This is a genomic window from Adhaeretor mobilis (genome assembly GCF_007741515.1).
Taxonomy (GTDB): domain Bacteria; phylum Planctomycetota; class Planctomycetia; order Pirellulales; family Lacipirellulaceae; genus Adhaeretor; species Adhaeretor mobilis.
Window position 1 is genome coordinate 5802541 of the sequence record NZ_CP036263.1, and the last position, 13487, is coordinate 5816027.

Genomic DNA, 13487 nt, shown 5'->3' on the forward strand with positions numbered 1-13487 from the left:
ATGGATTGGTTATCCTACGGTCCGAAGGGCGTGCTGGTGCCTTTTCTGCACCGATCGTTCTTGCTTGTAGCTTCGGTCGGTCGATGTGCCCGACAGTACGAAACGTGGAATTCTTTGCTGAGCATCGAGCCCGATGTCATTCTCACGCATGGCAGTTAGCTGAGAATTTATTGAGCGCTGATCTGCGTCGATGTTTCGCGCCGCCGTCTTTTCATTCGGTGCGATTTTGGTAGGCACCTTGCGAGTAGGTAAGCTCGTAGCTGTGAGAATAGATTTCGATCAAGTTTCCAAAAGGATCTTCGCAGTAAACCATCCGGTAAGGCTTTTCGCCGGGGTAATACTCACGGACAGGCATTCTTTGCTTGCCGCCGTTCTCAACGATTCGCTTCGCCAGTCCTTCCAAATCGGGGTCTTGGACGCAGAAGTGAAAAACCCCGGTCTTCCAATACTCAAAATTGTTCACCGGTTTCTGGGCATTTTCAAACTCAAATAGCTCAACGCCAACTCGATCGCCGGTGGCCAAATGCGCAATGCGAAATCGACCCCAACCTTCTCCAAAGACATCGTTGCACATCACACCGATGGCGGAATCATCCGACACGACTTCGGTTGCGGGCATGATGACGTACCAACCCAATGTCGTGGTATAAAAGTCTACCGCTTCATCCAAGTCTGGCACGGAGATACCGATGTGAGAAAATGTTCTCGGAAACGTCATCTGAGGTTTTCCAATCGATGAGAGGATCGTGATGTCACACTGGCGCATTGTCGCCTGAGCGAATTGTACTTCCTATGGCAAAAGAACGGCAGTTCCTAGACAGCGTCGGCTGCCTCGTTTGGCTCAGTTAGGCAATTCCCCAACTGCGTGAGATGTCTATGACCAAAGGGCCTAAGCAAGATGCCGTTCGAGCGTGCGATATTTTTAACCTGCAGCACGAAATCGCGAATGTGTGTTTGGTCGCGAATCTGCGTCTCTGACATTTGATTTCCCTGAGAACCTTAGCAATCGACCTAAATGGCTATTGATTAACTGCTTAGATAAAAGTGATCCGAGCTGACTCTCTAGGAAGCAGTAGCAATCACGAATGATTTTCTGCATCACGCCCTCCGATGGGATAGCATGCTCAATAAACAATTCTAACTAGAGGCGGATGGCAATGATTGACGGTCAACGCTTACGTTGGTTCGCAGCAAGTCAGCATCGCCAGAAGACGGCTCGTTCGCATTCTTTCACCACTTCGTCCTACGCTCGGCGACTGCGTATCGAAGAACTTGAATCCCGCCAAATGCTGACCGCGGATTTTGGGGTGAATGTGGTTCAGAATCCAGGGGCGGAACAAGGAATCGACCATTGGAACATGGGGTACCACAGCGACGACCTAGAAGTTCGCAGCTATGGAGGCGATAGCGTACCAGCGGTGGCCGACCGCCCAGCGGAACTCGAGAACAAGCTATGGTACGGAAGTGGAGCGGGAGATCAGGACGACCGGAGGCTCGCGCAGCAAATAGCGTTCGACTTTCCAATAGCGCTAGTCGATAGCGGAAGTCTGTACGTCGATTTCTCCGCTTACCTGGGGGGCTGGCAACATCAAGACGAAACAGACAATGCCCGTTTGTGGTTTCGTGGCGAGAACTTTGTCGATGTAATTCAAATTTATGAATTAATCGGTCCTAGCTCGACAGAGCGCAACGACCAAACGACTCTTATCAAGCGAGAACTCCCAAACGTTCCCGTGCCAGTTGGCACCAGAAGCGCGAATGGACCTTGTCGCCTGATTCCACTGAACGAGCGGCATTCCGAGTTGTGTGAATCGGTTGAGGATTTGGCAGCGTAGCCTTGCTTCGATTTGCTGATGGCACAACTTGCGACTGGTGAGCTTACCGCCGAAGATCGCTTTCAAGCGATACATGGTCGTCTCGACCAAGCTCCGCGTGTGTTAACCGGCCTGCACCTTCCAAGACCGGCGACTCGTCCGCTTGATCTCCCGAGTCGCTTCATCACGTGCAAACGAGGCTCCGAAGAATTTCCGTGCTGTTTAATCACGGCATTCTTCTGCGGAGGAATTACCGGCTCGATCGCTTCGCATTCAAAGCTCTCGTAAATCTTCCACTGATCGTAGGCCCCATCGCCGTAGAACTTAATGATTGGCTCTTCCACTTGAGCAAGCAAGTCGTCGACTTGGTCGCCATCGTGCTGGTCGTTCTCGGTGAGAAGTTCCGCAAGGATCTCTCCCGTCTCAGGATCGATTCCCACGTGCAGCTTACGCCACGTGCGACGCTTGCTCACGCCATGCTTGCGTGCTTTCCACTCGCCCTCTCCGTAGACTTTCAGACCTGTGCTATCGACCACGATGTCCCGTAGACCTTTCGTAGGCTTCACCGACAGAGAAATCTCCATCTTGGCGGCCCGTTTTTGCAGGCTCGTGTAGTCTGGGATCTTTACCTGAGCGTCCATCAACTTCACCAGCGAACGACCGAAGCCTTCGGTCTGACGGTAGGTCAGCCCAAAGACTTCTCGCAGCGAGAGTAGGCAGCGAATTGCTGTGTCGCTGTAGGTGTAGGGTTGGCCGACCTTGGTTTCGAGATTCTCGTGTTCCCAGCCGATGAGCACATCTTCTTCCAGCCAGAGCGTCACATCGCCTCGCCTGACGAGCGCTTCGTTATACTGTTTCCAGTTCTTGACTTCGTAAGCATTGCCTTCGGTCCTGGTTTTCGCACGTTTGGCCATCGATCGCTCCGCGATTGAGAGAAGAAAGTCCGTTCAACACACTTCTACGCTGCGAAGGGAAGAATCGTTCGACAAGGCCCTTGACATCACCAGAGCCATGTCATGTGAGGCACTTTTTCATTGGAATAGGTCGCCCTCATGTTACAATGCTAGTATCCTGCAGCTCCTGCGGTCGACATGTCCAGGCGTCTACCACGGTTGCTCTTCCCGCCACCAATCCCACCGAAATCAGTTCATGTCTTCGATGCCTTACGCAAGTTGGGTTTGCTGTTTTGGTGCGCTCTTCGGCATCGGCGCAATCGGATGTTCTCGGCCTACTCCTCCCACCGACTTCGAGAATAGCCCAGTTGCTGTTCACGAGGTCGATGTCGATCGTATTCAGTTGCAATCATGGCCGCGAACGGTGCGAGTTCAGGGGAGCATGCTCGCCTATGAGGATGCCGTAATCGGTTCCAAACTTCCTGGCCGAGTAGCCGCCGTAAATGTTGATCTTGGCAGCATCGTGCGGCAGGGCGATGTCATGGTGGAACTCGTACGACACGAACTCGAACTGAGAGTCGGTCTAGCGGAAGCTCAACTACGGCAAGCATGTGCCGTCATAGGGATCAAGCCTGAGGAAGACGAAACACTTTTCAACGCGTCGCAGGCTCCTGGGGTGACCTTGGAACAAGCGCTTGTAGCAGAAGCACAGAGCATTGTGAATCGTGCCGAACAACTGTTGAGCTCTCGCGCAGTTTCTAAACAAGAGTTCGACACCATGGTCGCGCAGTTAAAGGCCGCCCAAGCACGCTACAGTTCGGCATTAAATCTGGTCAACGAACAAATCTCGATGATTGGCGTGCGGCGCAAAGAGTTAGCTCTCGCAAAACAATTGGTTGTTGACTCACAGATTACCGCTCCCTTCGATGGCGTCGTGGGTGAGCGACACATCTCGCCGGGCGAATTCGTAAGTGTTGGCCAGACATTGGTCTCGCTGGTTCGTGCAGATCTTCTCCGATTTACGGCGGGTGTCCCAGAGAGTCACGCCGCTAAGATCAAGGAAGGGCAAACCGTAAACATTGTTGATGGTCTAAACATTACTTCTCCTATCTCAACGAAGATCACACGCATCAGTCCCACCGTAATGCAAGCGAGCAGGTCGGTCCTAATCGAGGCAGACGTCCCTAATCCGCTGTTGGATCTCCAAGCAGGAATTTTTGCAGAAGCAGAGGTTGTTATCGATGCTCACAATGAATCGCTTGTGCTGCCGCTCTCGGCCGTAAGCCGCTTCGCAGGCGTTCAAAAGGTATGGGTTGTCAGTGACGGTATCGCCGAGCAAAAGACGATTCGAACCGGTCGCGAGGATGGTCACCGGATTGAAATCCTGCAGGGCATTGATCGAGATGATTTGATAATCGTCGACGAGAAGCAAGGTCATGGTGGGCCAGTCGTGGCACGTGAAAGGGCGGCAGAATCTCAACCCCAAGCCAATGTTCCCTCGACTAGTTCAGTTGCGAATTGCGACTCTCTCAATAATACGAACTAGAGTTTCCGGAGTTCTCGCGTGCAGTGGCTAGCTAAGGTTTGTGTTGAACGTCCCATCTTCGCCTTGATGCTTATCTTGGCCATTGTCGTGGCAGGGGTAACGTCGTACGACAACTTGGGAATCGACCGATTTCCAAACATCGATCTTCCCACCATTCGCGTGCAGACTATCTACCCTGGCGCCGCATCGGTTGAAGTGGAGTCTGAAGTTTCACAGCCGCTCGAAGATGCTGTTGCCACGGTAGCAGGACTTGATGAGCTTCGCTCGATATCAAGTGATGGGGTCTCCATGCTTCTGCTCACTTTTCGGCTGGATCAAAACATCAATGTTGCCGCACAAGATGTTCGCGATGCGATCGCCGCGATCATGAATCGACTTCCACCTGATATCGATCCTCCGGTCGTCCAGAAACAAGACCTCGACGCATCGCCTATTTTGTCTATCGCGGTGTCCGGTCCGCGCGATACACGCGAGCTCTATTTCATGGCCGATCGGTATGTTAAGGGCAGCATTGAATCAGCACGCGGCGTCGGACAGGTCCTCATCGAAGGTGCCGTCGAACGGGCAATTCAGATCAATATCCAAGCCGACAAGCTCGCAGCGTACCGACTTTCCATCATGCAGGTGCATGACGCTATCGTCGCTCAGAATGCCGAAGTTCCGGGAGGCCGAGTTGATGCAGGTTATCGCGAGTTGAGTCTCCGCACTCTAGGTCGGATGCCTGAATCTCGCAACTTTAACGATCTCGTGGTCTCCACAGTCGATAATGTACCCGTGAGAATTCGCGATTTGGGCGAATCGGTCGATTTGACAAAAGAACGACGCACTTTGGCGCGGTTCAATGGCGACCCGGCAGTCGTCCTCTTGGTTCAACGCCAGTCAGGCATGAACACCGTGGAAGTCATCGACGCAGTCAAGGAACGCCTCGCGACCGCCCGTGGACTATTGCCCTCGGATGTCAAAGCTGAAATCCTTCAAGATCAATCACGATATATTCGGGCTGCGCTCCATGAGATTCAGAATCATCTTGTCTCTGGTAGCTTGATGGCGAGCGTCATCGTGCTCTTGTTTATGCGGTCTTGGAGATCGACGGTCATCGCCGCCATAGCAATTCCCACTTCGATAATCGGCGCATTTGCGGTCATGAAAGTCATGGGCTTTACCATGAACAATGTCACTATGCTGGCCCTCGTCCTGATGGTGGGAGTTGTGATCGACGATGCAATTATTGTGCTGGAAAATGTGTTCCGCGCCATCGAAGAAAAAGGGCTCCTACCCAAAGATGCGGCCATCCAAGGGACGCGCGAGATCGGCAGCGCCGTGTTGGCCACGACTCTTTCGCTCGTCATCGTCTTCTTGCCCGTCTCCTTTCTCTCGAGTGTCACGGGACGGCTGCTCTATGAATTCGGGATAACGGCTAGCGTAGCAGTCTTGATTTCCATGATTGTGAGTTTCTCGCTCACACCGATGATGTGCAGTCGTATGCTCGGCAAAAACAAGGTCGAGCAATCAGCCACAACCACTAGGCCCGCCTCACGGGGGGGATTCTACCGTGTGATCGAAAGCACCTATATGTTCCTTCTGCGTCACTCGCTACGACTCCGCTGGCTCGTCATCCTGCTCGTCGTCTTGACGATTGCGGCTAACGTGCCTCTCTATCATATGGTGAAACAAGACTACATTCCTACGGACGTTGACGAAGCGGAATTTGAAGCACGTATCTACGCCCCCGAAGGTGTGAGTGTCACTTCCATGGAAGACATCATTCATCGCGTCGAACCGAAAGTATTGGATATCGTGGGCGTTACCAATGTTATGACCACCGTAGGAGGGGGCAGTGGCATTCGAGGCCCCAGTTCTGCCAGTATGTATGTGCGCCTCGAAGACATCGAAACACGATCCTTTTCTTGGAATCGACTAGCAAATGCCATCCTCGCTGGAGATCCAGCACAAGCTTGGCAAGGCAATTTCAGTCAACGAGAAAAGATGCGAGAGATCCGCCAAATCATTGCCCAATATCCTGAGCTTCGCGCTTCAGTGCGAAACCTTACCTCCTTCCGACAAGGAGCACCGGTCGACATCGATTTCGTCGTGACCGGACCAAGCCTGCAATTCCTTGCTGACTTCAGTGCACGACTGGCGAAAGAAATTGCTGATATTCCAGGCATAGTCGATATCGACACGACGTTACGAATGGACAAACCGAATTTGCTGGCACATATCGATCGCGAACGGGCTGCAGTCCTTGGAATCGATGTGCAAGAAGTAGCGGACACGCTCCGGGTCGCTGTCGGCGGGGATGACACCGTTTCCAGATTCTATGACAGTCAGGATGATGATGCCTACGACGTCGAACTCCGGCTTGTCGGAGTGGATCGTGGTGATATCCAAGACATTTCTCAGCTGTATTTACGCGCAATGTCTCCAGCGTCGTCAAGCCTGCCCCCCATGAGTCTGGCAGCCCAACCGTTGATCTCGGGCATCGGGTACGACAACCGTTCCAATCCCCTCACGCGGATCGACAACGTTGTTACTTTTGAAGAAACCCATAGCCCCGCGCGGATCGATCGCCTCGATCGTCAACGCATGGCGGCAATTCGGGCTAATCTCGGTTCCGGATATGCCCTCGCCGATCGAGTCGCCCTCGTGCAGGATGCCGCCGAGAAGCTCGGCTTGCCCCCCGGTTATTCCACTCGCGTAATGGGGAGAGCACGCGAACTGGAGAAAACGCTTCAAGAATTCCTGTGGACGTGCGCCTTGTCGTTCGTCTGCATGTATATCGTACTCGCTGCACAGTACGAACATCTTTTTCATCCGATTACCATTTTGTTGTCGCTTCCTATCGCCGTCCCTTTCGGACTGTTGAGCCTGTGGATGGGTGGAGAAACACTCAATCTCTACTCTGCTCTAGGTATTCTTGTGCTGTTCGGCATGGTGAAAAAGGCGTCCATTCTGCAAGTCGATCATATTAATCAACTACGTGCCGGCGGCATGGAACGCGAACAAGCAATTCTCGTTGGTAACCGCGACCGCCTAAGACCAATTCTGATGACCGTAATTTCTTTCATTGCGGGCATGATCCCCCTGCTGATCGCCACAGGCCCAGGTGCAGAGGAACGCCGCTCGATTGCCGTGCTCGTCGTAGGCGGCATGTCTTTCTCTCTCTTATTGACTCTGCTCGCGGTGCCGGTGATTTACTCTGTCCTCGATGATATTTCAGCAGCGATACGCAAGCGAGTCGCTGCTTCTTAGGATTTTTAGCTTGCTTGTTAAACCGATACATATCCTCTGCGGTGATCGCCTCCTGGCGATCTGCCGGCAGGTGCCGCCAAAGCTGGTCCAGTCGGACCGGCCAGAATGTCAGTTGAGCTGGTTGCGTTACAAGTGGAGGGAGCTTGCTCGCCTCGCATAATTCACCTCCATGCAGTAACTGCTGGCGTTGCTGGCGCCACAGCGCCAACTCCAACAACGCCAAGACACTCACTCTAACCGGGGGTGAATCGTCGACCAACACCGACTTGTGATCAACGCAATGGGGTGTAGTATGCCTGGGGTTCGGGCCGAATCGTGGGCGAATTACGCAAATTACGAATTCGCTGCTGTGGTCGCACGACTGTGCGCACGATCCTCAAAGAAGAAGGCCTCCATCCAGGCCCCAAACGTGGGCCAGGTACTTGGGATGAGTTCCTGAAGATCCATGCTGACACCCTCTGGCAGTGTGACTTCTTCTCCAAGATGGCAATGACCAGTAGCGGGCTTCGGCAGGCCTATGTCCTGGCCTTCTTGCACGTCAAATCACGACGAGTTATCTGCTCACCGGCGACGATCAAGCCTGATGATAAGTGGGTAGCAGCTCAAGCCGAATCGATGCTCGAACAGACCCGAGGTATGGACTTGCCGGTTCGCTATTTAGTGCGGGACCTCGACTTCAAATACTCCAATCGATTCGATCGAGTCTTCACGGACAACGGTGTCTCTATTGAGCCGACGGCTCTAGGGCACCCAATCAAAATGCGTTCGTCGAACGCTGGATTGGTTCTATCCGGCTTGAGTGCCTCAACCGATTCATTGTGCTTGGCTTGGGCCACTTCGACTGCATCGTCTCATGTTATCTGGATTATTATCATCAGGCACGCCCGCATCAGCGGAAGGAAAACAAGCCTTTACTCGGTGTCTGGCCGGAGGTCGATGATCCGCCGGTTAAAGACGACGAGATCGTCTGTCGAGAGTGGCTGGGCGGCGTATCGAAGCACTACGAACGCAAAGCTGCCTGAGAAGGGAGAGAGACAACTGCGATCGAGTCGTTTTGTGCCTGCACGCTTCTCAGCCATGCGCCGTTGGTAAGCCGCGTGCGATTCGTGACAATCGGTTCCCTTCCACTACAGCTTCAGCAGCGATATCGACCGACGTTCACCGATCGATATCGTGTGACAACCTTGTTGAACAGGACGTGGGATGCTGTCGAGGTCGTTGAGTTCACCTGCAAGCACACCGCCAAAGTAGGCGACGGCCTCACGGAGATCCGTCGGCTCATCGAGCGACTCGTTGCCAAACGTGACGAACGCCGCGATGGCTTCGTTCGTGTTGTGTCTAACGCAATGCGGCAGCAACTCAGATCCGAGGCTGACGAGGTCGTTAAGAACCTCACCCGCGAAGGGATTCCGCGTGGTCTGGCAGCGAAGGCGACACAGTTCGCACGCGAAAGCGGTCGATTCTCGATCTTCTCGTTGGTCGATGCCCTCACGCGTCTTGCCCAAGAAGTTCGCTACGCTGGTGACCGTGTCGAGATCGATGCTAAGGCAGCCTCGCTCTTAGCGCTTGCTGTATAGATTCGTGGTTGATTGCTTGTGAGTTCTCGGTGCTGCCCGTTGCAGCACCGCTCTGTTTCTTGTTTTTTAACAAGGAGAAGTATTGTTGTGGCTACGACCACGAAGAGGACGCGTCCGGTTTACGAAGTGCGTATCGGACGCATCCGCGCAGCGATCTGGGAAAACGAAACCCAGAATGGAATCCGGCACAACGTCACCATCAGCCGGCTTTACAAAGCCGATGAACAATGGAAGGACTCGCCCAGCTTCGGCCGCGACGACCTGCCATTGGTAGCGAAAGTGGCCGACTTGGCCCATAGCTGGATCTTGGGCGTAACGCCGGAGCAAACACCAGCGGCGACCGAGTTCTGATCCGGTGCAAATATTCGCTCGCTGAGCGGAGGAGAGGTTTGGCGAAGGTTTTGCCTACATTCGCCGTCGCAGGCCTCTCTTTTGCCAAGAAGGCATGCCCACGTCAGAAAGATGCGCCCGCAAATAGCGCCTCGCAAAGTCTCGAATTCGGCTCGGCAGGATGGCAAAAATAGCCTTTTTATATCGCCCATCCGTGCCATCGGAACAGACGATGACTATGGCGTGCGATTTACATTTTCGAAATAGCCAATAATTTCAACACTCTAGGAATGTGTAGCAGTGGAGTCGCGGGTTGGGCTCTGATCTTTGCGGCACAAGAAATCAGGGCAGTACCGCCGCTGCTAGGAAACGTGAAGGATGAACTTGAGGCGAGAGAATTAGGGTTATGCCCTTTGGTTTTCTTTAGCCTCTTCTTGTTCAACATTTCGATTTCTATCTGGAACATGTTGTTCCGGAACTCATTCTTACGGAGAAGCAAGGATAGACTCATGAGAAGTATTGTTAGTTTCCTTGGCGCGTTTTGTTTGTTGTTGAGTGCGAGTTCGTCGGCGAATGCCTCGATTGTGCACGAGATGTCGACTACACCTGAATCTGCGTATTTTGAATATGCGGATACGTTTCCTTCGGTCGGTTGGTTGTTTGTTCAGCAAGATGGTGTTGATGTTACGTTTGGCTCGGGTGTGCTGATCGGCCAGAATTGGGTCCTTACCTCTGCTCACGGCGTACTCGAAAACGATTACGACATCAACAGCGTTTACAACGGCTTCGAATTTGGCCTTGGCAACAATGTCATTACAGATCCGGGTGAGAGCCTGTTTGCTAGCGAAGTCTTTGTAAATCCTGGTTACGGCGGATTTGAAAGCGGTCCCGATTTGGCGTTGCTCTACTTTGAGGATGCATTTGAGACCGCGACTGCCGCCGAACTCTACCTGGGAGATGTCGCAGACCTCACGGGAACTGACACAGGTATTGCCGGGTACGGCGTTGGCGGAACCCCAAGTACGGGTTATGTTGGGGCTGCTGGTCAAAAACGCGCTGGAATTGTTCCAATTGACTCAGTAGCTTCACCGAATAGTACCTTTATGGAGACATTTTTTCGCCAACCCGGTCATCCCGACTTCAACGATCTTGGGCTTTTGGGTAGTCCTGGAGATTCGGGTGGAGGATGGTTTACCGAGATCGATGATGAGTTTTTCCTTACAGGGATAACTTCGTTTGCGACTCTGAATCCTCGTTATGGTAGCAGTACCTACGCCACGATTCTTGGTCTCGATGAACGAGTTTGGATTGGCGAAACGATCGCCAGTAGGGCAGTACCGGAACCTTCTAGCGTCGTGTTATTGGGAGCTGCAAGTTTGGTGGGACTAGGGCGTAGACGACGGCGGGGTTAGCGTACGCCATCAACGAGCATCTTGCGTGTCGGTCATCATGCCACTGCGACGCCACAAGCGGACATAGACGAACACGGTGGCATGTCGGTGAGCAAAAAAACCCACCAAGTCCGGTTTCCAGCCACCCCATTTTGACGGACGATATCGGTCACCAGATTGGGCGTATCTGTTGAGCACGTGGTCGCAACCATCGACATGCCGAGCAACCACCAGGGCATCGAATGACTCGAGTGGAAGTACTTTTCCGTGTTCTTCCCTGAGCGCCGTGATACGGCCAAGCCAATTCCCAATGTCAGCAGTAAGAATCCGGTGACGATCACCCAATCGAGAGTGGTCAACGTTGTGTCACGTGCTCAGATTGGTTGGTGCCAACAAAGAAATAGTCCTGAGCGCCTACTGGATTCACAACTCCATTTGAATCGCGTTGAGAATCAATGGACGCTGCCCCCAGGTCCATGAATTCTCACCCGCGATTCGTCTAAAGCGATGGTAAATTATTGTGAAAACTATTGCGAGTCAGAATCGATATGCTCTTGCCGGCGGCGGGAGAAAAGCAAAGCGATCCCTCCCAGCGTACCGATCACAAGTGAAGTCGGTTCAGGGACAGTAACAGCAGTCGAGTCGCTATTCAATGCACTCAGAGATCCGGGGCTCGCAACATACTGCTGCCAGAGTAGGAAGTCATGTCCGTCGGTATCCCCGTCGCCATCGGCATCGCCGCCGGAATTGATTCCGTAAGAGCTTTGGAAGAGCAGCAGATCATCCTCGGTTACCGAATAATCTAAGTTGAAGTCTCCAGGCACCAAGGCGCGCTGGCCGTAGGTGGGAAGTTCTTGCCCCGCCTCGTAGGCTCCCTGATCAGGCCCCGATCCGAGGAAATCGTCGTTGATGCCTGGGATCAACAAAGCTTGCCCCTCAACGGCTGCTCCGGCTGCCAGTCGCAAGTCGAGTGGCTCGTGTTCAGTCAACACCGCTGCTTTGGACGTCGGAACGGTGACTCCCGGAACAAAAAGTGAAGTGAGATTCGTGGGATTGAGTCCGGAAAGTATCATCCCATTGGGTTCTGCCGTGAGGAAGTCGGTGGATCCTGGGTTATAGATTCGCGCACCGTTGGGACTGCCGGCCGTTTGGCCCACGGCATCGTAGTCGAAGCTACAAGAGCCATCGCACTTGTCCACGTCTGCGGGACGACTATTGCCGTTGTTGTAGCCATTGATCTGACCTACATCGGCTCCGCCAATGGCCAGATTGTTGCGGAACAGGGCATTGGAAAAAGGGTCGCCTGTCGACGTATACAGACCCGAGCCCGACTTCACGACGGTGTTATGCATAATCACGTCGCCATCGCTTTGACGGTTCGGCTTGAAGGGAACATGAATCACGTTGTAGATCGAATTACGCAGGATGTAAGTCGGACCACCCAAAGTAGGCTGAGTGCTGATCCCGATAAACGCATCGGTGATGCGATTATCGATCACGCGTACATTCCCCTGGGCGAAGTCGGCTTCGATCGCGTCGTCGAGGCTCTGCGTGATTTCGTTGTTGTGAATATCGATGCTCCGCTGATCATTGTTGCTCTGGTTCCCTTCGAATTCCAACAACGAGATGTTATCGCGAAAACTACTCACGGTGTTATAGGCGATCACATTTCCGGGACCACTGACTTCAATTCCTTCACCAATATTGTTGCCGCTAGCACCCACAGAGGATTCCTGCCAAGTGGATACCCCATTGATGACATTATCAACCACGTACCCGTTCGTAGCCCCACTGAGCATGCGGATCCCGTGCCTAGCATGGATGGTATTGCGGGCGATCACGAAGTCACTTGCCCCATTGGCTTTGATTCCGTGTGAGTCGAGGTTCTGAATATCAAATCCAATGATTTGAACGTCGTGTTTGCCCTCAAGATTGATCTGTGTGAAAATTGCAGGGTCATCAAACGACTTACTCCGGTAAATGTTGGGATTCCCGGGCGTGCCACTTTCCACCATCAGCTCGCCTTGAAAGCCGGGATCAAACTCGATGATGTTGCCTTGCATCATCTTAGGCAGCTCGCGAGTGCTGACGTTCAGCGTTTGCTGCGACGATCCGCCGTTGGGATCGTTCATGTCAAGTTGAACCTCGTAATTGGTGCCAGGATTCAGTTTGAACAGACTGCCCGAGTACTTAGTGGTCCAATGCGCTCCCCCCGAGATGGTCGCATTTGAGCCAGCGTCGACGCGCCGCAAGGGCATGCCCTGAACCCAGTTCGTCTCTCCGACAGGCCGATATTGGATGCCGACAGACGCATTGCTGTTGTCGTCGCCGCTGAACGCCCACTCGAAGGAGAGGTACTCGTACGTGGGAAACGGCGAGGTCAGAGAACCGGCGGTGATGGAGTTGGCCGCCCGCGCATGATGTAACGAACCTGTCGTTGCGAGAACGAGAGCAATCAAGCCCGATAGACAAGTTTTTGGCAGCCAAGGCTTGCTTCGCGAGGCGACAGAGCTCGATGATTCTCGTACGGTGATATTCGCTAACATGAGATTCGAGTTTTCTCTATCAAATTTGTTTGGAATAGACGAAGCATGGGGAAGTCAGCAAGACGCTGTGTTGCCGAGATGCCCCGCGCAGGGCCCTCCGTCAGCGCCCTCGCATCGGCCGTTTTTTAGGCTGATGCG

The 13487-nt window shown here is 53.3% G+C and carries 12 protein-coding genes; 8 read left to right on the plus strand and 4 right to left on the minus strand.

Features of this window, described 5'->3' with window-relative positions; genetic code table 11:
• The gene (locus HG15A2_RS24390) at positions 1-159 is read left to right on the plus strand and encodes a hypothetical protein (RefSeq protein WP_218932191.1); all 159 of its coding nucleotides are present in this window, start codon (positions 1-3) and stop codon (positions 157-159) included.
• Between the two features lie 52 nt (positions 160-211).
• Here the strand turns inward: HG15A2_RS24390 and HG15A2_RS22875 are convergent, their stop codons facing one another.
• The gene (locus HG15A2_RS22875; RefSeq protein WP_145063662.1) at positions 212-718 is read right to left on the minus strand and encodes a lactoylglutathione lyase family protein; all 507 of its coding nucleotides are present in this window, start codon (positions 716-718) and stop codon (positions 212-214) included.
• Between the two features lie 439 nt (positions 719-1157).
• Here HG15A2_RS22875 and HG15A2_RS22880 point away from each other — a divergent pair, with 439 nt between their 5' ends.
• Positions 1158-1835 carry a hypothetical protein gene (locus tag HG15A2_RS22880; RefSeq protein WP_218932192.1) on the plus strand — a complete coding sequence of 226 codons (678 nt, stop codon included), beginning with the start codon at positions 1158-1160 and terminating at the stop codon, positions 1833-1835.
• 62 nt (positions 1836-1897) lie between these two features.
• Here HG15A2_RS22880 and HG15A2_RS22885 read toward each other — a convergent pair whose 3' ends face one another.
• Entirely contained in the window at positions 1898-2728 is an 831-nt protein-coding gene (locus HG15A2_RS22885; protein ID WP_145063664.1) for an IS5 family transposase, read from the minus strand.
• A gap of 235 nt (positions 2729-2963) precedes the next feature.
• Here HG15A2_RS22885 and HG15A2_RS22890 point away from each other — a divergent pair, with 235 nt between their 5' ends.
• The 6 genes from HG15A2_RS22890 to HG15A2_RS22915 all read left to right on the plus strand — a co-directional run bounded on the left by HG15A2_RS22890 (position 2964) and on the right by HG15A2_RS22915 (position 10824).
• A complete protein-coding gene (locus HG15A2_RS22890; protein ID WP_218932193.1) occupies positions 2964-4253 on the plus strand; it encodes an efflux RND transporter periplasmic adaptor subunit in 1290 nt (429 codons plus the stop codon).
• A gap of 18 nt (positions 4254-4271) precedes the next feature.
• A complete protein-coding gene (locus HG15A2_RS22895; protein WP_145063667.1) occupies positions 4272-7505 on the plus strand; it encodes an efflux RND transporter permease subunit in 3234 nt (1077 codons plus the stop codon).
• A gap of 315 nt (positions 7506-7820) precedes the next feature.
• Positions 7821-8597 carry a hypothetical protein gene (locus HG15A2_RS25280; RefSeq protein ID WP_246117834.1) on the plus strand — a complete coding sequence of 259 codons (777 nt, stop codon included), beginning with the start codon at positions 7821-7823 and terminating at the stop codon, positions 8595-8597.
• Positions 8598-8611: 14 nt separating this feature from the next.
• Positions 8612-9082, plus strand: coding sequence for a hypothetical protein (locus HG15A2_RS22905; protein ID WP_145063669.1), 471 nt, complete (start codon positions 8612-8614; stop codon positions 9080-9082).
• An 87-nt stretch (positions 9083-9169) separates the two neighbouring features.
• On the plus strand, positions 9170-9433 hold the full coding sequence (locus HG15A2_RS22910; protein ID WP_246117835.1) for a hypothetical protein: 264 nt from the start codon (positions 9170-9172) through the stop codon (positions 9431-9433).
• A gap of 488 nt (positions 9434-9921) precedes the next feature.
• The gene (locus tag HG15A2_RS22915; protein WP_218932194.1) at positions 9922-10824 is read left to right on the plus strand and encodes a trypsin-like serine protease; all 903 of its coding nucleotides are present in this window, start codon (positions 9922-9924) and stop codon (positions 10822-10824) included.
• 9 nt (positions 10825-10833) lie between these two features.
• On the opposite strand, the gene HG15A2_RS22920 is transcribed toward HG15A2_RS22915, so the two are convergent.
• Positions 10834-11148, minus strand: coding sequence for a hypothetical protein (locus tag HG15A2_RS22920; RefSeq protein ID WP_145063671.1), 315 nt, complete (start codon positions 11146-11148; stop codon positions 10834-10836).
• Positions 11149-11330: 182 nt separating this feature from the next.
• Positions 11331-13349: a right-handed parallel beta-helix repeat-containing protein gene (locus HG15A2_RS22925; protein WP_145063672.1), complete on the minus strand. Its 2019-nt coding sequence runs from the start codon at positions 13347-13349 to the stop codon at positions 11331-11333.
• Positions 13350-13487: the final 138 nt, after the last annotated feature.

What these genes read in the sequence shown, in the direction of transcription:
- HG15A2_RS24390 (WP_218932191.1), top strand. Translation starts at nt 1, where the DNA reads ATGGATTGGTTATCCTACGGTCCGAAGGGCGTGCTGGTGCCTTTTCTG.
- HG15A2_RS22875 (WP_145063662.1), bottom strand. Translation starts at nt 718, where the DNA reads ATGACGTTTCCGAGAACATTTTCTCACATCGGTATCTCCGTGCCAGAC.
- HG15A2_RS22880 (WP_218932192.1), top strand. Translation starts at nt 1,158, where the DNA reads ATGATTGACGGTCAACGCTTACGTTGGTTCGCAGCAAGTCAGCATCGC.
- HG15A2_RS22885 (WP_145063664.1), bottom strand. Translation starts at nt 2,728, where the DNA reads ATGGCCAAACGTGCGAAAACCAGGACCGAAGGCAATGCTTACGAAGTC.
- HG15A2_RS22890 (WP_218932193.1), top strand. Translation starts at nt 2,964, where the DNA reads ATGTCTTCGATGCCTTACGCAAGTTGGGTTTGCTGTTTTGGTGCGCTC.
- HG15A2_RS22915 (WP_218932194.1), top strand. Translation starts at nt 9,922, where the DNA reads ATGAGAAGTATTGTTAGTTTCCTTGGCGCGTTTTGTTTGTTGTTGAGT.
- HG15A2_RS22925 (WP_145063672.1), bottom strand. Translation starts at nt 13,349, where the DNA reads ATGTTAGCGAATATCACCGTACGAGAATCATCGAGCTCTGTCGCCTCG.